The organism is Rhizobium aouanii, assembly GCF_037002925.1.
GTDB classification, from domain to species: Bacteria; Pseudomonadota; Alphaproteobacteria; order Rhizobiales; family Rhizobiaceae; genus Rhizobium; species Rhizobium aouanii.
On sequence record NZ_JBAMYD010000021.1, the window covers coordinates 68,883 to 93,146 of the forward strand.

A 24,264-nucleotide genomic window follows, 5' to 3' on the forward strand; every position below is an offset into this window, starting at 1 on the left:
TCAAAGGTAGTTTACTAGACTCAACTGCTGGATCTTCGAGACGATCGTGTAAGCGGTTTCAAGCTGCGTTTCCAAAGTCTTGACCAGGGTCGAGGCTTCGTAAGGATCGACGCCCTGGAGATCGACGAGCTTGTTCTTGATGATGTTCGATTGAGCGTCGAGAGCGTCGTTGGACTTCTTGACGCGCTCTTGGGAAAGGCCGAGCTGGCTTGCCTGGGTCACGAGGCCGCTGGTCGCCTTCGTCGTGTAGCTGATCGCCTGCTTGGACACCGTGCTCATCGCATCGCTGCTGAGACCCTGGCCCAACAGGGCCGAGGTCATCACCGAAGCGAGCGCGAAGTAACGCATGCCCTCGGAATTGGCATTGGTCGAGGATTCGATCACTTCGGAATTGCTGATGCGGCTCGTCATGTTCTGGCTTGATGCCTGCGACCAGCCGGTCGTCGGATCGGTCCAGGCAGTCTCGTCGAACAGCGGCTCGACCTCCGTGGTGATAAAGGTCTCCATTTCGGCGCCGGTGAGATCACTGACCGACTTGCCGAGACCTGTCGCATACGTGTTCAATGCCGTGACGATGGTTGCGCTCGTCGCGGTCGTCTGGTCGGTCAGCGGCTGCACGTCGGTGTTGATGCCCGAGAACAGATATTCGCCATTCACCATGGTATTGGCCGTGTCCATCATGGTGGATAGCGCACTGGTCGCCGACTGGATGGCGACCGTGATGCTGCCGGGATCGTGGCTGCCTTGCAGCGCCGTCAGCTTCGAAACGAGGCCGTCGCCGACGTCCTTCATCTTGGAAAGGCCGAGCTGCGAGGATTCCATGCGCGCGGTGACAAGCGAATTGCTTGATTTGATCGAGGCTATCCTGTCGACCTCGCGGCTGAAGTCCACGCTCCTGGCGGCGTTGCCGCCGAGCGAGACACCGATATCCGCATAGACTCCCGTCGTCGCCTCCATCGTTGCCTTCGTCATCTGGTTCTGCGCCTGACGGATCGTCAACCGCATCGCGTTCTGAATGGCCGAACTTGAAATAAATGAGCTCTTCATGGCTTAACTCGCAATATCCAGCAATGACTTCAACATTTCGTCAACGGCGTTCAGGATCTTGGTCGCCGCCTTGTAGGACTGCTCTATGTCGAGGAGCAGCGTCAGCTCCTCGTCGAGGTTGACGCCCGTCTCGTTGGAATAGGCTTCGTCGGAACGCGACAGCGCCGCCGAGGTGTTTTCCGCCGCCGTCGTGGCGTTGCTGCGGTACTGCTCGAGCCAGCCAAGGGAATTCGTGGCGAATTCCATGATGCTGACATTTGAATCGATGCCGGTCGTGGCGTCGAAACCGACTGCCGTTCCCGTTGCTGGGTCGAAATCCATATCGGAGCTCATCGCCGTATACAGGCGATCGAGTTCATCCGTATAACCGCTGGCGCCGTCGGCGTTCAGGACGAGGCCGGTCAAGTTGATGCCGCCGTCGCGCAGGCGCATCGGATCTCCGCCCTGCGAGGTAATGACACGGCTGCTGACGCTGATGCTCGCCGCCATGCCCGCAACCGCGGTGGCGCCGGTATCGACCGTGCCGCCGCTCCAGGTGAAGAGGCCGGGCACATAGGTCGGGCTGGCTGCCGTGTTCTGCTCCTTGAAGAGCGAGACCAGGCCGCGGGCGACTTCGTCGAGCTGCTTCTGGAAGTTCGGGGCGATTTCGTCGCGGACCTGGAGGAGCGACTGAAGGCTTCCCTGCGCCGTCGTCGTCGATCCGCTGCCGCGCGGAAGTGCCACACCGTCGATATAGACAGAATTGCCGGTGATGGTCGCGGTATAGACGTCCTGAGACTTGAACGTCACCTTGCGCGGGATCGTCTCGAAGAGGATCGTCCCGTCAGACGTGCTCAGCACCATGTCGTTATTGTCGCGCGTCGTTGTGTTGACGCCGACGATCTGCGAAATCTGCTTGAGAGCCTTCTCACGTTCGTCGAGGGCGCCGGATGCATCCGCACCCGAGGCCGTGGCGGTCTTCACCGCGTTGTTGGCCTTCTCGAAGTCGCTGAGAAGCGTATTCAGCTTCTCGACGTCGGTGGCGATCTGCTTGTCGGCGGTGGCGCGGACGTTCTGAACGGATTGCGAGGCATTGTTCAGCGAGTTGGCGACGTCCTGGGCGGCGGTGATGGCGCCCTGGGCGGCGACGGTGCTGCCCGGCGTCGTGCGGAAAGCCTGAAGCTTCTGCTGGAAAACACCGAGATAGGTGGATGGCGACGTTTCGTAATCGTTGCCACCCACGATCGACTTCAGGTCCTCGAGACCGCCGAGCAATGCCTGCTGGGCGCTGTCCTGAGAGGATGTCTTCAGGTATTGGCGCAGCAGCGCTTCTTCCTGCGCCCGGTCGATCTTGACGACCTGCGCGCCATTCAAGGACGTGGTGAGCATCGCCTGCCGGCGCACGTAATCTTTGTTGCCGGCATTCGAGATATTGTTCGATACGACACTGCTCTGAGTGCCCGTATTGTTGAATATGCTCTGCGCGGTATTAAGTGCTGACGTGAGCGACATGGCTTACCCGGTACCTTGCTTATCTCTTGAGGTTGACGAGGACGTCCATGATGTCGGCCCCCGTCTGGAACACCTTGGAATTGGCAGTATAGCTGCGTTGCGATTCGATCATCTCGGTCAGCTCGCCGGCGAGGTCGACGTTCGAACCTTCGAGAGCGCCTGACTTGATCGTGCCGAGGCCGTTGGTCTGCGGGAAGCCGGTAACGGTGACGCCCGACTGGCCGTTGGCGCTGTAGACGTTGCCGCTCATCAGCGTCAGCTTGTCCGGGCTCGCAACATTGGCGAGCGGGATGCGATAGAGCGGCTTGGTGCTGCCGTCTTCATACTTGGCGTAAACGATGCCGTCGCCGTCAATCGTGACGTCCTTCACCGGGCTTGCGGCCTGGCCGTTCGGCGTACCGGTGCCGGCAAAATCGGCGCCGAGCTGCGTGAAGCCCGTGAGATCCATGTCGATCATCTGGCCGGTCGTCGCCGTATCGTCGATCGTTACGGCGCCCGTCGAGTTGGTTATTTTTCCAGTGGCGTCGAAATCGAGCGTGGTCGTGCCGACAGCGGCGGTGCTGTAAGGGAAGGAGGTCGTGCCGCCCGTCGCGGCATCGGCGTTGCGGAAGATCGCAACTTCCCAAGTACTGGCAGTCGCAGGAGTTGCCGGCGGCGGTGTCGTGACCGAGGTCTTCGTGAAGTAGAAGTCGTACATCACCTTGTTGCCGAGAGAGTCGTAGGCGACCATCGAGAACTTCTTGGTGTCGGTTGTCGGGGTGCCGGTAGCGCCGTTGTCACTCGGGAGCGTCGCAGGAGCGACCGGAGCGACATTGGCGCCGGAATCGAGGTTGCCCTTGAAGACCCCTGATGTCGAGGCGATGGCGGTCAGCCCTTCCTGGTTGACATTGACGGGAACGAGACCGTCGAAGCCGTTGACGACGACGGCGGGAGAGCCGGAGTCATAGGAATAACCCATCAGCTGGAAGCCGGCGGCATTGACGAGATTGCCTTCATCGTCCTTGGTGAAATCACCGGCGCGGGTTAAAACCGGCGTACCGTCCACACCCTGGACGATGAAGAAGCCGTCGCCCGAGATTGCGAGATCGGTGCCCGAGGTGGTGTAGGAAATATCGCCCTGGTCGGAGACGGCCTGGCGAACGGAGGTCTGAACGCCGCCGGAATTGTAATTGCCGCCCGAGGAGGGCAGAACCAGCGACGAGAAGCTCGTCGACACAGACTTGTAACCGGTGGTGTTGACGTTGGCGATGTTGTCGGCGACGGTGCTGAGGCGGTTGGCCTGAGCGTTCATCCCCGATACTGCCGTCTTCATGCTGCCGAAAATGCTCATCTGAAAACCTCGTTTTACCTGTTATGCACGAGAGTATTTGCCGGGCCTTGCGTGAAGCTGTCTGTCATGCGAGCTGCGAAGCCAGATATCGAAGTTCAGCCGGGCGCCGCCGCCCGGCCGAGAAATCAGGCCCAATCGATGCAGTAACCAAGGAAGCGCTTGGAATCGACCGGATCGACGCCGAGCTTTTTGCGCAGCTTCTTGCGCAGCTTCGAGATGTGGCTTTCGACGACGTTCTCCTCGACCTCTTCATCGAAGATGCCGTAGATGGCATTGAAGATCTGGGTCTTGGTGACCCGGCGACCGCGATTGGCGATCAAATATTCGAGGATGCGGCGCTCGCGCCGTGGAAGTGCGAAGACTTCGCCGTTGATCTCGGGGTCACGGCCATCCGAGAAGACGCGGATCCCGCCGATCTCGGTGTAATTGGTGATCGCCTTCAGCCGGCGCCGGATCGCAGCCGCCCTTGCGAGGATCTCGCGGGGATGCACCGGTTTGCGCACCACGTCGTCGACGCCGCAATCGAAAAGCGCAAGAGTGTTTTCGAGCGAGTGCTGGTCGCTGACCGCAATCACCGGCGCCATCGACCGATCCCGGATCGCCCGGGGCAGTTCGAAGTTGCGCTGGCCCTGACCGATCAGAAAGGCCTCGACTGCAGCTATATCGGAATCGGCGGCGGTCTGTACCCACTCGCCAAATTCCGCCGGATCAAAGCCGGTGGAGGGAATGCCCTCACGCCCGAACAGAGATGTGTATCCATCTTTCACGAGCTCACGCTCATCAACCACTACGATCATTCGTCCGCCTCCGAATCAGTGTGGCACTTCGATGATCTATGGGTACGAATCGCACGAATCGGCGACAACTCGTTAAAGTTAATGGCAGAAACTAATAATTGATTAAGATCTGGGTAGCGATTTGATCTATATCTAGTGGGTACGCCTGATTATGCACACAAAAATTTCGTGGAAAAGTTAACGGTCAGTTAAATATGACTTGCGCACGGGATTCACGCCGGATTCCTGCCACATTGTGACACAGTTTCGTCACAATACGCCTCTTCCATCTTTGGTTGAATCAATTTCGGCAAAAGTTACTCGCATTGAGAGTCCACTTGCCATAGCCGGTGGCGACGAGATTGGAGATGACGCGGCAGACATATTGCTTCTGCGCCGGATTGTTGTTCGGTCCGGCATGGTATCTGGCTACCGCCATCGTCCATGTCTCGTGACGGTCATGTAGATTGCGGAGGAATTTTGCAGCATACTCCACGTTGCGATGAGGATCGAACATCTCCTCGGCGGAGCGGAAATTCTCGCCGTGAAAGTAATGGTTGATCTGCATGCAACCGATGTCGATGAGCTTGGCGCCGCTGCTGCGGGCGACATCGAACTGCCGCATCGCGTCCTGCTCCGAGGGCGGAAAGATCGCCTTGCCTTCGACGTTCATGGCGTAGGGATAGAGCGAGCCCTTGCGGCCGGTCTCCGTCAGCCCAACCGAATAGAGGATGCCTTCCGGGATACCGTATTTGGCCGCTGCCGACTGGATCTCGCGTTCGCAGGCGCCGGTGGAGGCGATCGCCTCAGAGGTAAACGCCGCCAGTGTCGCTGCTGCCGCCAGAACGAGTGTCTTCAATACTGGTATCGCCTGCGCCATTGAAGCCCCCGTCCGTCCGCTGCGCCGTCTGATTGTGGCGCTCGCGCGCCTCGCCGCCCTGCCCCTGCTGAGGGAGCGACTGCTGCTGGGAAGCCTGGCCCTGGTTGCCTGCGTCGGGACGCTCGACCGGTGCCATGCTGATGGTGACGTTTTCGACCGCGTAACCCTGGCTGCGCAGAGCTTCGAGAATCTTGCCGTGATCTTCCTTCATTTGACGATAGGCCGCTCCGGTTTCGACCTTGAGGTCGACGTTCAGAGCGTCGCCGGACAGGCGCATGGTCGCCGTCACCAGGCCGAGATCGAGCGGGTTCATCTGGATCTTCAACGTATTGACCACCTTGCCGGTGCTCGTCCATTCCGCCGCGTTGGAGAGCGCCGAGCTCGGCTCCATGGCGCGCGCCCATTCGGAATCGCCGGAGAGAGCGGCGGTGACGGCGGCGGAATTCGTATTCTGCATCAGGCCGATATAGCGGCGCGATTCGAGCACCGAAACGTTTTCGACATCGGCCTTCTTCGAACCATCTTTCGGCCCCGCCTGATCCGTGCCGATGTGGACATCCATCGACACGCCGCGGCCATCGGCGCGGCTGATCCTGAATGTCTTGCCATCGGCGGCTTCGGCATTCTCCGAGCCGGGAACCCTGGCATCATCCGCCTTGCCGCTCTCGATATTGCCGCTGACGGCAGCAAGAGCGTCGGACGCATGGCCGCCCGCTTTGGCTTCGATACCATCGAGTTTCTTGTCGACCGCTCCAGCCTCGTCGACCTTGGCGGAGACGTGATGCGCGGTGGTCGCCGGCAAAGTCACGGTCCCGTCGGCAGGCTCCTGCTTCAGCAGACCCAGAACATCGGAAATGCCGCCGTCATCATCGTCGCTGGCCTTGTCCGTATCGGTTTCCAGCGCGCCGGCCTTGGTATGTTTGCCGCCCTTGGCTGCCGGAGCGACCTCGTCTGCGGGACTGTCCTTCGGATCGAGCTTGCCGAAGGCGAGATCGGCCGGCATTTTGACTTCAGCCTTTACGGGCTTTGTCGCGGCCTTTTCAACACTGGCGATCGTTTCCGGCTGCACCTCGGCCTGTGCCTTCAGCGCGGCGTCGCTAAGATCGATCAACGGCTTTGCACCGCTGCGGCCGCGGATCGTCCGCGCCACTTTCTCGGCGCCGCCGTCGGCAGCCACGCCCTGATCCGGCTGCACATCGTCGGGCTCGCCATTGACGGCATCGCTGCCTGCCTTGGCAAGTGCGTCGAAGAAGCCACTCTTCTGGCCGTCAGCAGCATCACCTTTTCCGGCCAATCGCGCGGATTTCGCAACCGCAGCCGTCTCCGTACCGGAGGCTCCGCCCGAGACGTTTATATCCATCATTGTTCGTTGCCTTCTTGCGCCAGAAGACCGTCGATCTCGTCGAGCTTGGATCGATTGGTCGTCACAAATGCGTTGAATGAGGGGTCGGTATCCTGGCTTTGGCCAGTCGATGCCACACCTCCCGGAACAGGCTCGGGAAGTGCGCCTGGCGCTCCCGGTTGCATGGCTATCGCCGCAGCCTTTTCAGAAGTGATTTCTTGATGATCAGTGTTAGGATTGGAGGCTTGCGTCAAGCTTGCCGGGTCGGGAGCGCGCAGGATCTGCTCGGCAACGGATCGCGCCGCCTCCTGCAACGCCTGATCCCGTGGCGACAGCGCGCTGCCGTCGATGCCGCTGACATTCTTTGCTGCCTGATCGATATCCTCCGTGGGAAGGCCGGCCATGCCGCCATAGAAATCCGCGAGCGGACCGAAAGCATTGTCGGTGCCGCCGCCAAGCGACTGCACACGTCCGACCGCCATGCGCGCCAGCTCCGGCTTGCCTGATATAGCGGCGGCGCGGGCGATGCGCAGATAAACCTCGCGCTGGCGCGGTGCGTCCATGAAGGACAGGATGTCGATGACATCCTGCGGCTTTACGTCGTGATCGTGGCCGACGACGAGGGTGACGAAAAGATCGGCGAACTGGCTGGCATAGGGCGAATGCAGGAAGCGACGGACATAGCGCTGCGAATAGGCCATTCCCCTGTCGAGCATCCCCTTGTCGACGCAAATGGCGACGGAGCGGCGCAACGCCGCCTCCTCGACGATCGTACCCGGGGCGGCAAGACGCGCCTGGTCGTAGAGATCCAGCGCGTCTGTCGGTTTCGTCGCGATCAGCACGTTGCCGCCGATCAGCGCAAGATAGGGGCCGATCTTCTTGTCGCGATATTCCCTGGCCGTCTCCTGCAGCGTCTTGGCGACGAGGAGGCCCTTGCCGCTCAGATATTTGCGCAGCACGTCGGTGACACGGTTGTCGAAATAGCCGTTGACGTCGTGGGCGATCAGATATTCGAGCGTCTGCGGATTGCCGCCGCTCATCGTGTAAATCAGCGCTGCGTCGACGTTGCGGTCGTCGTCGAAGATCGACGGTTCGACGGTGCGCAGCCGCGTGTCGATCGTGCCCAGCATGAAGCGCTGCATCTCACCGGCCGAATGATCGCCGGTAACGACGGAATCCTGCACGAATTGCAGCGACCGCAGCATTTTGTAGGGCGCGAGATCGTCTGGATCCTGCGCTTTGGCTGCGGCCGGCGAAAGCATCGCCAGGCCGAGAGCCACAAATCCGACATAACGATGCTGCCGACGCGCCATTCGACTATCCTTGATCCGCCTGCACCAGAATCTCGATCCGGCGGTTGGTGGCGTTGAACGGGTCAGACGGCAGCTTCAGCCGACGGTCGGCAAAGCCTGAGACCTGGGAGATGCGTTTCTCATCGAGCCCGCCGCGCACGAGCATGTAGTAGGCGCTCTGAGCGCGGTCCATCGAAAGCCGCCAGTTCTCGTTCTGCGCGCCCTTATACTGGCGACCGTCCGTGTGGCCGCGGATGGCAACCGCACCACCCCTCTCCTTCAGGATCGCGCCGATCCTTTCCATGGCCAGCACCATCTCCTGGCGCGGAACCGCAGAACCGATATTGAACATCGAATCGTCGGCCTGGTCGGAGATGCTGACCAGGAATCCACCTTCGGACGCCGTCACGGTCAGGCCTTCGGCGAGCTTGCCGGCCACGCCGCCGATCTGCTGGGCGATCTGCGCCTGCAGCTGCTCGGCTTCCTTTTGCTGCTGCTGTTCGGCCTCGGCGGCACTCTTGTCCGCATCCTTCTGATGATCGGCGTCCTTCTGAGCTTCGGCCTTCTTGTCTTCGGGCGACTTGCCACCCGGCGTCTTGCCGTCCTTGGCCTCGACCGCGCCCTTGGTTTCCTTCGTTTCTTTGGTTTCCTGGGCAGCCTTCTGATCGGTGGTCAGCGGTATCGGCTTGGCGTCCTCAAGCTTGGCGATCTCGGTCGCCTCGCTCTCGACCGCCTGGTCGTCGCTCTTGCCGGGCGGTAGCGGCTTGCCGGCCGTCGTGACCTCGACCTGCTTCGTCCAGAAGTCCGGATCGAAGGGATCACGATAGGCCTCGCCGCCATCGGCACCGGTGGCCGGGCCGGAATCGGCGGCACCGCCATCACCCTTGGCGCTGACATTGGCCTGCTGGCCGACTTCCTGGGCGATCTCGGCGAGAACCGAATAAGGGTTTTCGAAGAAATCGGCCTCGGAATAATTGGTTTGGTCGCCGGAGGTCGATGTCTGGTCGTCACCATCCGCCACGGCCTTGCCGTCGTTCGGATCTTCTTCCTTCTGTTTCGACTTCTCCTGCTTCTCCTCACCCTCGGCATTGTCGACGGGCTTCTTCAGGCCCTTCTCGGTCGGCTTTTCGTCGGAAAGTTTGATCGGATTGAAATAGGTCGCGACCGAGGCCTTGGTCTCCTCGTTGGCGGCATTGACCAGCCACATGACCAGGAAGAACGCCATCATCGCCGTCATGAAGTCGGCATAGGCAATTTTCCACGCACCGCCATGGGCGCCATCGTGATCACCGCCGCCATGTCTCTTGACGATGATGATCTCGTTCTTGCCGTGGTGGTGGTTTTCGCCTTCGCTCATTCCAGAACTTTCTTCAAGCTGGCCGCCCAGGCGGACATACGGGTGACGATGACGGAATCACCGATTTCTATGGCAAGATCGATATCGTCGATCTCAAAGTGGCGAACCCCGCCGGCATGTTCGCCGAGCTCAGCCTTCAATATATCGAAAAGCCGGGTCGGGCCCCTGACGACGATCGCTCCGGCCGCGCCTTCGAGGATCGCATCACGCAGCAGGGCGGCGAGGCTTTCGACAGCCTTGGCCGCGAGCGCTTCCGTCATCACAGGCGCGATGACCTGGGCAGCGCCGGCGCTGACCATCTGAGCGACCTCTTCTGCAATATCGCGGATGCGGGATGCAATGACCGCCGCAGCCTCGACTTCGTAACGCAGCTTCAGTTCCTCGAGTTCACGCGCATGGACCTCCGCCAGCGTCCGCGCCTCGCGTTCGTATTTCTCGGTCAATTCCACGGTCGCTGCGGCATGACCTTCCGCATAGGCTTCGCGGCGCTCCGCCTCGACGTCGATCGCCGGTTCGCTCGGCATTTCGGGGAAATCGTCGCCGCCGAAATCGTTCATGTCGAGGATCGGCGCTGACGATTCCGGTTCACCGAAATCCTTCAAATACCGCGAAAGCGTAATGCTCATAAAAAACCATCCAGCATTCGGGAGGCATGCAGCATGCCCGCCCCCGCTCAAAGTGACCTTGCGCGCCGGCATCCCTTCGGAACGGGCAAGGGCCTAACCTTGCGCCGGCACGGATTCGGACGATGCCTTCATCCCGGAAACTAGGAAGTCAAACTTGCGCGAGGATGAATGGCGGCGCCGCCACCCGTGATCGCGCCCACCCCTATTCCAGCAGGATCAGGATCTTGCTTGCGGCCGTATTGAGGATCGAGATCGCTTCGACGGCCATCTGCTTCTGGGTCTCGATCGCCTTCTGCCGGATCGAAGCCTCGTCCATGTCGGTGTCGACGAGCGCGCCGACGCTCTTGTCGATCGAATCGGCCAGATCGGCGGTATAGTCGATCTGATCGTCGATGCGCGTCTTCATCACGCCGATGGACGCGGCTGTCGCCGTCAGCGAGGAAAGAAGCGCGTCGGTGACGTCAAGCATGTCGGTGAGTTGCTCACCGGTCGTGTTGTTGTCGATCGCAATTTCCGTACCCGTCGCCGGCGTGGTGGAGTCGGCGTCCAGCAGATAATAATTCCGCGACGTCGCGCCACTGTTATTGATCGCATTGGCATCGACCGACTTGGTCAGCAGGCCGCCGCTCGCATTGTTCTTGTCGATGAGGATGGTCTGCGACGATGGGAAATCGATGGTCTGGGCCTGATATTCGCCGGTCGGAGCGCGCACGAAACCAGAGATGACCGACCACGTCGGCGGCGCAGCGGTGTCGCCGTTCAACAGCCAGTTTTCACCCGCAAACGATGTCGATTCAACGATCGTCTGCAACTGCTCTTTGTATTCGCTGATCTCGGCGTTGATCTTGTCCTTGTCGGCGCCGGGCTCTCTTGCCGAAACCAGCTTGGCGCGAATATCGCCTATGAGATCGATCGCCGAGTTCATCGCCGTGTAGGTCGCATCCACCTTGGCAGCACCGAGACCGAGCGCATCTCCGATCGTTCCGAGATTGGTGCTGTCCGAGCGCATGACGGTCGCGACCGACCAATAGGACGCATCGTCGGCGGCCGTCTCGATACGATATCCCGAGGACACTTGCTGTTGGGTCTGGTTGGCTTCTTTGTTGATGCTGCGCAGCACCGCAAGCGCATTCACCGCGGCCGCGTTGGTAATCTTAACGGTCATCGACAGGTCTCGGAATCGGGGTGAAAGGGCAGGCCGGATTGCCGGCGGCGACTGAAGTGGCGTCATGCCTCCGGCAGGGTTTCTACCGGCGTGTCGCAAAAGCAAATCAACTCGAGGCGAAGTTAACTCGATACCAACCTGTTGGGCAAGTGCGCAGCACTGAGCCTGACGCAGCGATCGCAATGCCGACCAAGGCATTGATATAAAAGAAAGAACCGCGCCATTTTGGGCGCGGTCCGGGATGCTTTGCGCTTCTTGCCAGACGACGGCGCAAGATTGGGTCCAGCTTCAGCGCCTGATTTAGCTGCGGAACAGCGTGAGGATGTTCTGAGCGCTGGAGTTGGCAATCGACAGCGACTGGATGGCCAGCTGCTGCTGCGTTTGCAGCGCCGTCAGCTTGCTCGATTCCTCTTCCATGTCGGCATCGACGAGGCGGCCGACGCCCGATTCGATCGAGTCACTGAGCGCGCCGACGAAGTTTTCCTGCAGCTCGATGCGCGTGGAAATCGAGCCGAGCTGCGATGCAGCCTTGGTCATCGCCTCCAGGCCGGCCTCGATCGACGTCAGGGCCATGGAGATCTCAGCCGAGCCGAAAGTGCTGATGTCCATCGAGTAGATCGAGCCGATCGTACCGTATGATGTGCCGATGATGCCGGAGCTCGTGTCGATCACGCCGGCCGAGGTCATGCCGAAGAGGACGTTGCCCGTGGAGCTCGTGTCCAGGACATAGTCCGTCGTCTTGACCGAGACATTTCCGTTGCCGTCGCGGACGAAGGTGGAAACGACGCTCTTGGTGCCGTCGACGCCGGCAACCCAGTTTTCACCGGAGAAGGAAGCCGATTGCGCGATGCTCAGGAGCTGCTGCTGCAGCTGGCTGATCTCCTCCTGGACCTTGGTCTTGTCGACGCCGTTTTCGGTCGCGGCGACGATCTTCGCCTTGATTTCGCTGATGACGTCGATGGCGCTGTCCATGGCAGAGTAAGCGGTGTCGACCTTGGCGGCGCCGAGACCGAGAGCGTCGGAAACAGCCCCGAGAGCCTTGTTGTCCGAACGCATGGTCGTGGCGATCGACCAGTAGGCGGCGTTATCGGCTGCCTTTTCGACGCGGTAACCCGACGATACGTGGTTCTGCGTCGTCTCAAGGCTGTCGTTGATACCGCGGAGTGTCTGAAGAGCGGCCATCGCCGCGACGTTCGTCAAAATGCTGGTCATGAAATGATTGCCCCTTGTCGGCATATGGAAAAAAGGGACATTCCGGAAAGCCACCGGGAACGGGAAGCAGCCTCATGCCTGTTAACCGGTTCTTAAATTTGGTTAACTCTCCGTCTCGTTGACCGCAGAAGACAGCATTATGGTTAATCAACGGTTAACGGAAATTAAAAAAGCCGCGCTCCATTGAAGCGCGGCGATTCCGAGATGCCCGCCGGAGACCGGCGGGCCGATGTTTCTGCGGGTTATTAGCCGCGGAACAGCGTGAGGATGGTCTGCGAAGAGGAGTTCGCGATCGACAGCGACTGGACGGCCAGCTGCTGCTGGGTCTGCAGGGCGCTGAGCTTGGAGGATTCTTCTTCCATGTTGGCGTCGACGAGACGGCCGACACCGGAGTCGATCGAGTCGCTGAGAGCGGACACGAAGTTTTCCTGCAGTTCGATGCGCTTGGAGATCGAACCGAGCTGAGCGCCGGCGCTGGTCATGGCCTTCAGAGCCGCTTCAACGTTGGTCAGAGCCGACTGGATTTCGCCGAGAGTGAAGTCGGTGATGTCCATTGCGTAGACAGAACCGGTTGCACCACTCGAAGTACCGAGGATACCCGAGGAGGTTTCGACCGAGCCGCCGCTCATGCCGAAGAGAACGTTGCCCGTGGAGCTGTCGTCGAGAACGTATTCGGTCATCACGACCGAAACGGCGTTGGAGCCGTCGCGGACGAAGGAGGCAACGACGTTCTTGGTGCCGTCAGCGCCGGCAACCCAGTTTTCACCGGAGAAGGAAGCCGACTGCGCGATGCTCATCAGCTGCTGCTGCAGCTGGCTGATTTCTTCCTGGACCTTGGCCTTGTCGACGCCGTTTTCAGTGGCGGCAACCAGCTTGGCCTTGATGTCGCCGACGACATCGATGGCGCTGTCCATGGCGGAGTAAGCGGTGTCGACCTTGGCAGCGCCGAGGCCGAGAGCGTCGGAGACGGCGGAAAGTGCCTTGTTGTCCGAACGCATGGTCGTTGCGATCGACCAGTAAGCAGCGTTGTCGGAAGCCTTGCCGACGCGATAGCCGGACGAAACGTGAGCCTGGGTTTCCTGGAGACCCTGGTTGATGCCACGGAGAGTCTGGAGGGCTGCCATTGCAGCGTTATTGGTGTTGATGCTCGTCATAGTTTGCTTGCCCCTTGTTGGCAGATTTTAAGAAGGGACATTCCGGATTTTCGGCCGGCCCACAGCGATCAGCATCATGCCTGTTAACCGTCTCTATTAAGGTTAACTCGCCGTTTCGATGGGCCTAGAAAACAGCAAGATGGTTAAGGAAAGCTAAATCGAGATCGGAAATTTCTTAAAAATATCTGAGGCTTAGAAGGATTTTCATTAACCTTATATTAAAACATATCGCGGCCGGGATGACCCGGCCGCGAAACTTGGAAATCTTGTGCCGACCGGTCTTAGCGGAAGAGCGACAGGATGTTCTGCGAAGAGGAGTTCGCGATCGACAGCGACTGGATCGCCAGCTGCTGCTGGGTCTGCAGGGCGCTGAGCCTGGAAGATTCTTCTTCCATGTTGGCATCGACGAGACGGCCGACACCGGAGTCGATCGAGTCGCTGAGAGCGTTGACGAAGTCGTCCTGGAGTTCGATGCGCTTGGAGAGCGAGCCGAGAGCCGCGCCGGCGCTGGTCATGGCTTTCAGAGCCGCTTCAACGTTGGTCAGAGCCGATGAGATTTCGCCGGCGGTGAAGTCGGTGATGTCCATTGCGTATATCGAACCGGTTGCACCACTCGAAGTACCGAGGATACCCGTGGAGGTTTCGACCGAGCCGCCGCTGATGCCGAACAGAACGTTGCCCGCAGAGCCGTCGTCGAGGATATAGTCGGTCGTCTTGATCGAAACGGCGTTGGAGCCGTCGCGGACGAACGAGGAAACAACACTCTTGGTGCCCGCAGCGCCGGCGACCCAGTTTTCGCCGTTGAAGGAAGCCGACTGAGCGATGCTCAGGAGCTGCTGCTGCAGCTGGCTGATTTCTTCCTGGACCTTGGCCTTGTCGACGCCGCTTTCAGTTGCGGCAACCAGCTTGGCCTTGATTTCGCCGACGACGTCGATGGCGCTGTCCATTGCGGTATAAGCGGTATCGACCTTGGCGGCGCCTACGCCGAGAGCGTCGGAAACAGCCGAGAGAGCCTTGTTGTCCGAACGCATGGTCGTTGCGATCGACCAGTAAGCGGCGTTGTCGGAAGCCTTTTCAACGCGATAGCCCGACGAAACATGGTTCTGCGTGCTGTTGAGGTTCTGGTTGACGCTGCGCAGCGTCTGGAGAGCGGCCTGTGCGGAAGAATTGGTGTTAATGCTTGTCATAAGTGTGTCCCCTGGAAAACAAGATACAAAAAGGAGGACATACCGGACTATAGTACCGGCGATGACGGACCAGCTTCATGCTACTCGGCGCCTGTTTTGTTGGCCCAAACCCGTCATGTCCAGGGCAATCTCGCAGCCAATGCTTGCCAACTTCTTAAAAATACAGGCCCCGCGCCGGCTCCTTACAGGGCATAGTTAATGCCTTCTCACAAGGCTTAGTTAATGCCTGCTGAAGATAATTTTTGGCATTCGAATTTGAGCGGCAAAAGCGAACTTTACCGGCGAAAGGGGCGCCTTCCTGGGACGGTCAAGGCTTTCCGGACAAAGCAGACACTCATCGCGCCACCGGTTTCAAGCAAGCTTCGAATGCCAGTATGGCAGATGCCGGGATAGCATTATCGGACCGACCCCGTTTTTGGGAGGACGGTCCATGCGCGCGGCGACAGACAGCCATGCCAGAACATTTCCTTCACGGAGTTGGGTTTTGAACAGCAAAGTTTCGTTCTCTGCGGCATCCAAGGACTACCAGATGGGCCGCTACACGCAGTCCCTGGCGACCCTCAACCAGCTCATCGACGTCCAGCAGGATGCCAAGACCTATGCGCTGCTGGCGAAGAACCTGCTGCAGCTCGGCTTCAAGGCCGACGCCGCGAAGGCCTATAGCCTCGCCGGCAAGTGCGAAGGACCGAATTCCTATGAGTACCTGAAACAGGCGGCCAAGCTGCACTATGAGACGGGCAACGAAGACGAAGCGCTGCTGATCGGCATGCGTCATCTTGCCAAGGCGCAGGAAGACCCGGAACTCGCCTTCATCATCACCGCGATCTACCTCAAGCGGCAGCAGCGCGATATCATCCGGCCGTTCAAGACGGTGCTGTCGGAGAGCATGAACCCCGATCATATGCGCTTGGCAGCCCTGCTGCTGAGCGACGATCTGAACGACGCAACGAATCAGAGCCTCTCGCGCAACCTCTTCAAGCGGTTTCCGGGCAATCTCGCATTCCGCTTCCTGCATCTGGTCTTCGCCCGTGAATTCAACGAGTTCGAAGAGGCGAGCAAGCACCAGGCGGTGATCGATGCCGCACTCGCCAAGGGCGATATTGAGATCCTGCGCAAGGACAACCCGTTCTATCACCTGCACTGGTGCGGCAATGAGGATTTCAACCGCTATGCGACGATCGGCACCACTCCTCTCAACCCGGAACGGGTGACCTTCCGCCGCAACATGCCGCACACTTGGTCGGACAAGATCCGGATCGGCTACATGTCATCGGACTTCTGGGATCGCCACGCGACGATGAAGCTCTTGCAGCGCATCCTGGAACTGCACGACAAGGACCGGTTCGAAGTAACGCTTTTCTGCCATACAGGGCCGGAATATCTGAAACACAACGATACCGACCGCAGCCGCTGGGGCAGGATCGTCACCGTGCACGGCTTCTCCGACCAGGCGGTGTTGGAGGTGGTGCGCGAGCATAATATCGACATCATGGTCGACCTGAAGGGCCATACCTCGGGCAGCCGCGCGTCGGCCTTCAATTTGCCGCTGGCACCCGTGCATGTCGGCTGGCTCGGCTTCCCCGGCAGCACGGTCAATATCGATCTCGACTACGTCATCGGCGACCATTCGGTATTGCCCGAGGTGGCCAAGCCCTTCTACCATGAGAAATTCTGCCGGCTGCCGGAGAGCTATCAGCCGAACGACCCGATGCATCGCCCGAAGCCGCGTCCAGTCACCCGCGAGCAGCTCGGCCTGCCGGAAGGCGCCTTCATCTTCGCCTCCTTCAACGGCAACCGCAAGATCACGCCGGAGACGATCGGCAGCTGGTGCCGGATCCTCAAGCGCGCGCCGAACAGCGTGCTCTGGCTGATGGCGAACACGCCGCGCAACCAGGCGAACCTCTTGAAGCAATTCCAGGCGGCGGGCATCTCCGCCAAGCGGATCATCTTCTGCCCGCGCGCGCCTTACGAAGAACATATCGACCGCCAGCAGGCGGCCGACCTCGGCATCGATACCTTCCCCGTCAACGGCCACACGACCACCTCGGAGCAGCTCTGGGGCGGCCTGCCGGTCCTGACTGTCAAAGGCACCAACTTCGCGTCGCGCGTCAGCGAGAGCCTGCTCAGGGCCATCGACCTGCCTGAACTCGTCGCAGGCGATCTGCAGGCCTATGAGGATATGGCCGTCGAGCTGGCTGAGAATCCCGGACGGATCGCTGAGTACAAGGCGCATCTCAAAGAGACGCGCTATATCGCGCCGCTCTTCGATGCCGAACGGTTCTGCGACCATCTGGAGCAGGCCTATGAAATCATGGCCGAGCGCGCCAAGCAGGGTCTCGCACCCGATCACATGGATATTCCGGCGCTGCCGCCGCGCACGGCGCCGTTCGCGGCCGATTGAGGCTTTCGACCCGCACTATACTGCGGCACTTGGAATTATGCGGTAAAAATCCGCCGGAGCGATCCGGCGGGTTTGTCTCACTGGCGAATGTACAAGCAGCAGCCGGTCAGCTGAACGAGCGCACCAGGCTGCCGACGAGCAGGTTCCAGCCGTCGATCAGCACGAAGAAGAGAATCTTGAAAGGCAGCGAGATCGAGGTCGGCGGCAGCATCATCATGCCCATCGCCATGGTGATGGTGGCGACGATGAGGTCGATGACGAGGAACGGCAGCACGACGAGGAAACCGATTTCGAAGCCGCGGCGAATCTCGGAAATCATGAAGGCCGGGATCAGCACGCGGTAGTCGATCGGAGCGGTCGTCTGGATATTCTGTCCGCGTTCGCGCGCCAGGTCGACGAAGAGCGCCAGATCCTTATCGCGGGTATTGGCCGCCATGAAGGTGCGGAAGGGTTCGCCGATACGCTGGACCGCCTCGGTCTCGTTGATCTGATTGGCAAGCAGCGGCTGCACGCCGTTCTGCCAGGCCTGATCGAAAGTCGGCGACATGACGTAGAAGGTCATGAACAGCGACAGCGACAGGAGGATCATATTGGAGGGCGTCGAGGAGAGACCCATGCCTGAGCGCAGGATCGAGAAGGCGATGATGAAGCGCGGAAAGCTCGTCACCATGATCAGGATACCCGGCGCGACCGAAAGAATGGTCAGCAGGCCGAATGTGCGGATGATCCAGGCGGCGACGGAGCCATCGACCGGCACGTTCAACAAGTCAGTCGGCAGCTGCTGTGCCACCGCCAGTTCCGGTACCGCCATCATGGTGGTAAGGAAAACTATGAGACGAATCATTCGATGACAAATGTCCTGAACATGACCTTCGATACCCGCCCTTGCGAGCGAAGGTCAACACGTTCCTGTATGTCATCCTTGAGATATTGAAAGCCCCGCGGCCCCTCGATCTGCTGGAGGGAAACGGTCCTGATATAGGCGAGGATATCCTGGTGAATATCCTCGGAAACCTTGACATCCGGTGGCCCGTTGAACAGCAGCGCGACTTCGAGTCGCACCCAGTTTTCCGAGGGGTAGGCAAGGTTCGACGTGATCGGCTCGAGCTGGACGACGTTGTTGGCCTCGGTCGAGATGCGCGCCAGGCCTTCCTCGGCCTTCTTCTTCGCCTCCGCATCCTTGGCCTGCTCGACCTCCTTGGCGCCCTTGATGTTGGGCGCGACGATCGTACCGACCGCCCAGCCGCCGCCGGCGCCGAGCAGGGTCAGCACGGCGATGCCGATGATCGTCATCAGCGAGCCGGATTTCTTCTGCGATTGACCTGCGCTTGCGTCTGGCTCTGCCATCGTCGTTCAGCCTCAAAGCGGCGAGAAAAGATCGACGGCCTGCTGGCCGCGCGGAGGCTGCTGCACTTCCATCAGGCGGCCGCGGCCGCCGTAGGAGATGCGGGCTTCGGCGATCTTGTCGTAGGAGATCTGGTTGTCGGCATTGACGTCCTGCGGGCGAACGATACCGGCGACATTCAGGATGCGCAGCTCCTGGTTCAGGCGAACTTCCTGCGAGCCTGATATGACGAGGTTGCCGTTTTCGAGAATGCCGGTGACGACGGCGGCGACCAGAAGGGTGAGCTTGTCGGTGCGCTCGATCTTGCCCTTGCCGTCGGTGCTGGTGTCGGAGCCATAAGTCAGGTCGGTCTTCGACTCGGGCGTCCAGCCGAAGATCTGGGCGTTGACATCCCAGTTCATGCCGCTCGAATTCGTGCGGCTGCGGTTGGTCTCATTGTCGAAGGAGGCCTTGTCGTTGATCTGGATGTCGACCGTCAGGATGTCGCCGACGTTGAGCGCGCGCGCATCCTTGAAGAGAGCGGCCTGCGAATCGCTCCACAGCGAATAGCCCTGCGCCACAGCACGCGGCTGCTTCGGATAAAGCGCCATCTGTGGTGTCTGGCCGTAGGCGAGGCCGCTGCCGATCGGGCTCATGGCAGGCGCACGGCCGATCTCGCTGACCGCCGTCGGAGACTGGCAACCTGCAAGGAGTGCGAGGGCGGCGATCGCGGCCGAAAAACGCATATTCATGAAGGATCCTTCGACGTATTGGGATCGGACGCACTGGCGATGACGCTGGCGATGACCGCGGCCTTTTGCGGGTCCATCTCGTTGAGGATGAGGCTCGACTGACGCGGGCCGAGCCGCATGATTACGGCGGAGGCCACCTCGATCTTCATGTCCTGCAACTGAAGTGCGGCCGCATCCGGCTTCATCTTCCTGTAGATTTCAGTGAGGCCGGCTTCCGCCTGCTTCAGGAAATCGTCACGCCGCTTCAGCCAGTCCTGGTATTCGGCCTTGCGCTTGTCCATTTCCGCTATGCGGGCGTCGATGTCGGCGCGAAGCTTTTCCAGCTCCTGCTTCTGCAGGAGGTAACGCTGGTCGCGGGCGGGCTCGGCGATGTTGGTGCAGAACTGCTTGATCTCGTCCTGGGAGGTGATGTCGCCTGCCGGCGCATGTTCCTGCGCGAAGGCGCTGGGGATCGACAGAAGGACGAGGCCTGCGGCCGGCAGCGCCAGCCGGCGCAGCAATTGCAGAACCGTCATGTCAGGGTTGATGATATCAATCATTGCAGCACAAGCTCCGCCTGCAGGGCGCCTGCCGACTTGATGCCCTGGAGAATGGCGATGATGCCATCCGGTTTGACACCGATATTGTTGAGGCCGGCGACAAGGGTCCTGAGATCTGGACCGTCGATGATGGCGACGCGCCCGCCGGTCTGCTCGGCCGCGATATCTGTCTGCGGCTGGACGGCGGTCCGGCCGCGCGAGAAGGGTTCGGGTTGGATGATCTGCGGCGTCTCGGTGACCTGGACAGTCAAGGTGCCGTAGCTGACGGCGACCGGCGAGACGCGGACGTCGGAGCCGATAACGATCGTTCCGGTGCGCTCGTTGATGACCACCTTGGCCGGCGTATCGGTTTCGACGATGAGGTTTTCGACATCGGCCATCAGCCGGGTGAGATCGGCCGCGCGCGGCTTCTGGATCACGACTTCCTGCGAATCCTTGGCTTCGGCAACCGGGCCGCCGAAGCGCGCCGAGGCATAACCGTTGACGATGTCGGCGATACGGATCGCCGTCGAGAAGTCTGGGTTGCGCAGCTGCAGGACGAGATTGACCGAGTCCTTGAAGCGGGACGGCAGTTCACGTTCGATGATCGCGCCGCCGGGCACGCGGCCTGCGGTGGTGACGCCTTCGGTCACGGTCGCCGCCTGGCCCTGCGCCTGGAAACCGGAGACGATGACGGCGCCCTGCGCGACGGCATAGATCTGGCCGTCGGCGCCGGAAAGCGAGGTCATGACGAGCGTGCCGCCGCGCAGCGACGTCGCGTCGCCGAGCGAGCTCACCGTCACGTCGATACGGCTGCCGGGACTTGCGAAGGGCGGCAGGTTGGCGGTGACCATCACGGCCGCCGTGTTCTTGGCGCTGGACTGGCCGCCCTGCGTCGAGATGCCGAGATTTTGCAGCATCGCCCGCATCGACTGCTCGGTGAAGGGCGAGGAGCGGAAGCCGTCGCCGGTCCCCTGCAGGCCGACGATCAGGCCATAACCGATCAGCTGGTTATCGCGCCCGGCCTGAAGGGAGGCGATGTCCTTGATGCGGGAGGTCAGCGCCCAGGCGGGCGCGACATCAGCCAAACTCATGGCGAGAACCGCGACAAGAGTGAGGAAACGGAAGAACAGTTTCATTTTGCCCTCACATGGACCGTGCCGTCCGCAAGCACCGTGCCGCTGACGATGACGCCGGAGTCCATATTGCGCGCGCGAACGACCTGCCCGATCGCGCCGTCTTCGAGCGGCGTGCCGGCGGCGGAGATCGTCATCGCGCCGAGCGACAAGACCAGGCGGATCGAAGAGCCGCGCGTCACCGTATAGGCCTCGCGCAGACCCGAAACCGAAATCGTGCGGCCCGGCAACAGCGTGCGCTTGGAGACCATGCCTTCGACTTGGGAAATGGATTTGGCATAATCGCCGGCGAGGTTGGGGTTGGTGACTTCGACCTCCTGAAGCTGGCTCGACGACAATGTGTCGCCGGGGTAGATGATCGTCGTCGGGACGACGGCATAACCCATGCCGGCATCCACGTCCGCGGGCAGGAAAATGCCCGCGACTGCGATCGTGGCTGCCGCCACCCATCCCGAGATGTGTCCTGCCCGGCAAAACATCATGTTTTCGGCCCTTCCCTTTACTTCAGGTTCTTGCTGACGATGGAGGCCATTTCATCAGCGGTGGTGATCACCTTGGAATTCATTTCGTAAGCGCGCTGGGCCGAGATCAGCTCGGTGATTTCCTTCACCGGGTCGACGTTGGAAGATTCCAGGTAACCCTGCTTCATGTAGGCGAAACCTTCCTCGTCAGGATTGCCGATGACGGCTTCGCCCGAGGCCGGCGTTTCCTGGAAGAGATTGTCGCCGAGCGGCTGGAGACCCGCCTCGTTGACGAAGTCGGCAAGGGTCAACTGGCCGAGCTCGGTCGCCTCCGTCGCTCCCGGCAGCTTGGCCGAGACCTGGCCGGAGCGGCTGATCGTCAGTTCGGTCGAGCCCGTCGGAATGGTGATGCCGGGAAGGACCTCGTAGCCGTCGATGGTGACGAGTTGGCCCTGGTCGTTCTTGTTGAAGGCGCCGGCGCGGCTGTAAAGCGTCGTACCGTCGGTCGACTGGATCTGGAAGAAGCCCTTGCCGATCAGCGCTACGTCGAGATCGTTGCCGGTCTGGGTCAGTTCGCCCTGGAGATGCAGGTTGCGGACCGCCGAGGTCTGGACGCCGAGGCCGATATTGGCACCTTCCGGAACGACGGCCTGGTTGGCGCGGTTGGCGACACCCTTGGCACGTTCGGTCTGGTAGAGAAGATCCGAGAATTCGGCGCGGGCGCGCTTGAAACCGGTTGTATTGATGTTCGCGATGTTGTTCGCGATGACTTCCAGATTGGTCTGCTGGGCATCCATGCCCGTTGCTGCGATGGCGAGCGCTCTCATGTGTTCGTCCTCAAATCAGTTACATCTGCATCTTGGTGACTTCGAGAAAGGCCGAGACGACCTTGTCGCGGATGGCAATCGCGGTCTGCAGCGTCTGCTCGGCCTGGAGCATGGAATCGACGACTTCACGCGTCGTCGCCGTGCCCTTGATACCGGCAAAGGACATGCTTTCCGCACCCTTCAGGCTATTGACCGCATCGCTCGCCATGTTGCCCATGACGGAGGCGAAGCTCATGCCGTTGGCCGCACCTGCGGCGCCGGGCATGGTGGCGGCAGACGACGAGGCGGAATTTTCGGTATCGACGGCGCCGAGCGCACGGGTCATCGACAGGTTGCTGACATTCTGGACGCTGCTGATCATTATTATTGGCTCTTCAGGAGGTCGATCGTGGAGGAGATGAGATCGCGGGTCTGTTTGATGGTCTGCAGATTGGCGTCATACGAGCGGTTGGCTTCGCGCATGTCGGCCATCTCGACCAGGATATTGACGTTCGGCAGTTTGACGACGCCCTTCTGGTCCGCAGCCGGATTGCTGGGGTCGAATTCAGTGCTGAAGTCGCCTTCGTCGACGCCGACCTTCTTGACGCCGACAGTCTCGACGCCGTTGCTGCGATCCATCTGCTGGCCGAAGGTGATCGTCTTACGGCGATAGGGGTCAGCACCGGGCGTGTCGCCGGTCGAGCGGGCATTGGCGATGTTTTCCGAAACGATGCGCAGGCGCGTCGACTGCGCCTCGAGCCCGGAACCGGCGATTTTCATTGCTGCTGAAAGCGGATCCATGACTTTACCTCCTGACCGTCATCAACATCATGCGGTTGAAGGAACTGACCAGCGAGGTGTTCAGATCGTACTGACGCTTGATATCGCCCGACTTGGAGAGCTCCTCGGCCAAACCGACCGTATTGCCGGATTCCTGGACACCGATTTCCTGGTCGAGCGCGGCGTCCTTGACGTCGATATCGCCGCTGTCGCTGAAATCGTTGCCGCTGAGATGCGCCGGATTGGTGCGCGCCATGTTGATATCGGAATTGTCGAGCACCGCATCAAAGGGCGTAACGTCCTTGGCGCGGAACTTCGGCGTATTGGCATTCGCGATGTTGCCGGCAACAACCTGCTGACGGATCGTCAGCCATTCCGCCTGCCGCGAAGCCAAGTCGAAAAGTTGGATCGGTTGCATGAGAACTCTCCGTTTTTACTGTCCCGAACCTAGTGCGGTAATCTTGCGTGGGACTTACGGGAAATTCAGGCGTCGAGGCGGTTTTCGGCGAACGCCGCCGCGATGACAACGCCGCGCGTCTTTCGGATGCGCAAGGACGTTGTAACTCTTTGAATTTCTGCGTCATTCCTAAATCGGAATCGATCTGGGAAATGACGGAAAAAAACGGGGGCTCCGGCCGGTTCGCGGCGGAGCCCCTGTTGCCTTCGGCGTTTACGGACAGGTTCAATTGTTCTGGTAGATCTCGCCCTTGGAGGTGACGATCACCCATTTGCCGTCGCGCTGCTCGAGTGTCGCAAGGCGGCTTTCGTCGGGCAGGATCGAGCCGATGCGCACCACATACATGCCCGAGGGATCCTCGATCAGCGCCCGGCCGTTGGAAACATGCAGCAGGCGGAAGGAAGATTTGCCGGGGAAAGGCTGATCTTCCTGTATGGCGCGGCCATCGCGCTCCTTGCCGAGATCGGAGACCGTCGCCGTCGTCAGCGGATCGATCGGCGGGGCCTTCTTGTCCGCCTCGTTCTTGTTGACCATGGCAAGCGGCGAAACGCTGAAAACGTTGCGGGCCGGCCAATCCGGCAGTTCGCGGGAATTGCCGCTGGTTGCAACATTGATGCCGAACTTGTCCGCATTGAAGAAGACGTACCAGGGGAAGAAGGCGGCGGCGCCCGCAAGTGCCAGGCCGGTGAAGGTCAGAAGCCGATCCAGGATGGCGGCTTTCCTGCGCTCCTTCAGTGAAGCGATGCGTTCGTCGTCGAAATCAGCCACGT

25 protein-coding genes are annotated in these 24,264 nt (G+C 60.5%); 1 reads left to right on the forward strand and 24 read right to left on the reverse strand.

Annotated elements, in window-relative coordinates; translation table 11 throughout:
* The 13 genes from V8P77_RS29630 to V8P77_RS29690 form a co-directional block, all read right to left on the reverse strand.
* Positions 1-1,047, reverse strand: a complete 1,047-nt coding sequence (locus V8P77_RS29630) for a flagellar hook-associated family protein (protein WP_335915737.1) — start codon at positions 1,045-1,047, stop codon at positions 1-3.
* A 3-nt stretch (positions 1,048-1,050) separates the two neighbouring features.
* The gene (gene flgK / locus V8P77_RS29635) at positions 1,051-2,538 is read right to left on the reverse strand and encodes a flagellar hook-associated protein FlgK (protein ID WP_335915738.1); all 1,488 of its coding nucleotides are present in this window, start codon (positions 2,536-2,538) and stop codon (positions 1,051-1,053) included.
* Between the two features lie 19 nt (positions 2,539-2,557).
* Positions 2,558-3,868 (reverse strand): flagellar hook protein FlgE, encoded by a 1,311-nt coding sequence (locus V8P77_RS29640; RefSeq protein WP_335915739.1) that lies wholly within the window; start codon positions 3,866-3,868, stop codon positions 2,558-2,560.
* Positions 3,869-3,993: 125 nt separating this feature from the next.
* Entirely contained in the window at positions 3,994-4,665 is a 672-nt protein-coding gene (rem, locus tag V8P77_RS29645) for a transcriptional activator Rem (RefSeq protein WP_003545558.1), read from the reverse strand.
* 280 nt (positions 4,666-4,945) lie between these two features.
* The gene (locus V8P77_RS29650) at positions 4,946-5,503 is read right to left on the reverse strand and encodes a transglycosylase SLT domain-containing protein (protein ID WP_335915741.1); all 558 of its coding nucleotides are present in this window, start codon (positions 5,501-5,503) and stop codon (positions 4,946-4,948) included.
* Positions 5,451-6,887 carry a flagellar hook-length control protein FliK gene (fliK, locus tag V8P77_RS29655; protein WP_335915743.1) on the reverse strand — a complete coding sequence of 479 codons (1,437 nt, stop codon included), beginning with the start codon at positions 6,885-6,887 and terminating at the stop codon, positions 5,451-5,453. The genes V8P77_RS29650 and fliK overlap by 53 nt, the downstream gene beginning before the upstream one ends.
* Positions 6,884-8,179, reverse strand: a complete 1,296-nt coding sequence (gene motC / locus V8P77_RS29660; RefSeq protein WP_335915745.1) for a chemotaxis protein MotC — start codon at positions 8,177-8,179, stop codon at positions 6,884-6,886. The genes fliK and motC overlap by 4 nt, the downstream gene beginning before the upstream one ends.
* Positions 8,180-8,183: 4 nt before the next feature.
* Complete coding sequence (locus V8P77_RS29665; RefSeq protein ID WP_335915747.1) at positions 8,184-9,515, reverse strand: MotB family protein; 1,332 nt, start codon at positions 9,513-9,515, stop codon at positions 8,184-8,186.
* On the reverse strand, positions 9,512-10,141 hold the full coding sequence (locus tag V8P77_RS29670; protein ID WP_335915748.1) for a FliH/SctL family protein: 630 nt from the start codon (positions 10,139-10,141) through the stop codon (positions 9,512-9,514). Before V8P77_RS29670 ends, V8P77_RS29665 begins: the two co-directional genes overlap by 4 nt.
* A gap of 202 nt (positions 10,142-10,343) precedes the next feature.
* On the reverse strand, positions 10,344-11,306 hold the full coding sequence (locus tag V8P77_RS29675) for a flagellin N-terminal helical domain-containing protein (protein WP_335915749.1): 963 nt from the start codon (positions 11,304-11,306) through the stop codon (positions 10,344-10,346).
* A 300-nt stretch (positions 11,307-11,606) separates the two neighbouring features.
* The gene (locus V8P77_RS29680; protein WP_168304751.1) at positions 11,607-12,518 is read right to left on the reverse strand and encodes a flagellin N-terminal helical domain-containing protein; all 912 of its coding nucleotides are present in this window, start codon (positions 12,516-12,518) and stop codon (positions 11,607-11,609) included.
* A 245-nt stretch (positions 12,519-12,763) separates the two neighbouring features.
* Positions 12,764-13,672, reverse strand: coding sequence for a flagellin N-terminal helical domain-containing protein (locus V8P77_RS29685; RefSeq protein ID WP_335915752.1), 909 nt, complete (start codon positions 13,670-13,672; stop codon positions 12,764-12,766).
* 281 nt (positions 13,673-13,953) lie between these two features.
* A complete protein-coding gene (locus V8P77_RS29690) occupies positions 13,954-14,859 on the reverse strand; it encodes a flagellin N-terminal helical domain-containing protein (RefSeq protein WP_335915753.1) in 906 nt (301 codons plus the stop codon).
* Between the two features lie 430 nt (positions 14,860-15,289).
* Here V8P77_RS29690 and V8P77_RS29695 point away from each other — a divergent pair, with 430 nt between their 5' ends.
* On the forward strand, positions 15,290-17,260 hold the full coding sequence (locus V8P77_RS29695; protein WP_335915755.1) for an O-linked N-acetylglucosamine transferase, SPINDLY family protein: 1,971 nt from the start codon (positions 15,290-15,292) through the stop codon (positions 17,258-17,260).
* A gap of 106 nt (positions 17,261-17,366) precedes the next feature.
* On the opposite strand, the gene fliP is transcribed toward V8P77_RS29695, so the two are convergent.
* From fliP to V8P77_RS29750, 11 genes are all read right to left on the reverse strand, one after another.
* Entirely contained in the window at positions 17,367-18,104 is a 738-nt protein-coding gene (gene fliP / locus V8P77_RS29700; protein WP_335915757.1) for a flagellar type III secretion system pore protein FliP, read from the reverse strand.
* A complete protein-coding gene (locus tag V8P77_RS29705) occupies positions 18,101-18,607 on the reverse strand; it encodes a flagellar basal body-associated FliL family protein (protein WP_003545539.1) in 507 nt (168 codons plus the stop codon). Before V8P77_RS29705 ends, fliP begins: the two co-directional genes overlap by 4 nt.
* 12 nt (positions 18,608-18,619) lie before the next feature.
* Complete coding sequence (flgH, locus tag V8P77_RS29710) at positions 18,620-19,336, reverse strand: flagellar basal body L-ring protein FlgH (RefSeq protein WP_222261855.1); 717 nt, start codon at positions 19,334-19,336, stop codon at positions 18,620-18,622.
* Positions 19,333-19,875 (reverse strand): MotE family protein, encoded by a 543-nt coding sequence (locus V8P77_RS29715; RefSeq protein ID WP_335915759.1) that lies wholly within the window; start codon positions 19,873-19,875, stop codon positions 19,333-19,335. The genes flgH and V8P77_RS29715 overlap by 4 nt, the downstream gene beginning before the upstream one ends.
* The gene (locus V8P77_RS29720) at positions 19,872-20,993 is read right to left on the reverse strand and encodes a flagellar basal body P-ring protein FlgI (protein WP_335915761.1); all 1,122 of its coding nucleotides are present in this window, start codon (positions 20,991-20,993) and stop codon (positions 19,872-19,874) included. Before V8P77_RS29720 ends, V8P77_RS29715 begins: the two co-directional genes overlap by 4 nt.
* Complete coding sequence (gene flgA, locus V8P77_RS29725) at positions 20,990-21,472, reverse strand: flagellar basal body P-ring formation chaperone FlgA (protein ID WP_335915763.1); 483 nt, start codon at positions 21,470-21,472, stop codon at positions 20,990-20,992. The genes V8P77_RS29720 and flgA overlap by 4 nt, the downstream gene beginning before the upstream one ends.
* Positions 21,473-21,489: 17 nt before the next feature.
* Positions 21,490-22,278, reverse strand: a complete 789-nt coding sequence (flgG, locus tag V8P77_RS29730) for a flagellar basal-body rod protein FlgG (protein ID WP_003545534.1) — start codon at positions 22,276-22,278, stop codon at positions 21,490-21,492.
* Between the two features lie 19 nt (positions 22,279-22,297).
* Complete coding sequence (fliE, locus tag V8P77_RS29735) at positions 22,298-22,639, reverse strand: flagellar hook-basal body complex protein FliE (RefSeq protein ID WP_028743724.1); 342 nt, start codon at positions 22,637-22,639, stop codon at positions 22,298-22,300.
* A gap of 2 nt (positions 22,640-22,641) precedes the next feature.
* Positions 22,642-23,058, reverse strand: coding sequence for a flagellar basal body rod protein FlgC (flgC, locus tag V8P77_RS29740; protein WP_003545531.1), 417 nt, complete (start codon positions 23,056-23,058; stop codon positions 22,642-22,644).
* A 4-nt stretch (positions 23,059-23,062) separates the two neighbouring features.
* On the reverse strand, positions 23,063-23,455 hold the full coding sequence (gene flgB, locus V8P77_RS29745; RefSeq protein WP_017958990.1) for a flagellar basal body rod protein FlgB: 393 nt from the start codon (positions 23,453-23,455) through the stop codon (positions 23,063-23,065).
* 264 nt (positions 23,456-23,719) lie between these two features.
* Positions 23,720-24,262, reverse strand: a complete 543-nt coding sequence (locus tag V8P77_RS29750; RefSeq protein WP_335915766.1) for a flagellar protein — start codon at positions 24,260-24,262, stop codon at positions 23,720-23,722.
* Between the last annotated feature and the right edge of the window lie 2 nt (positions 24,263-24,264).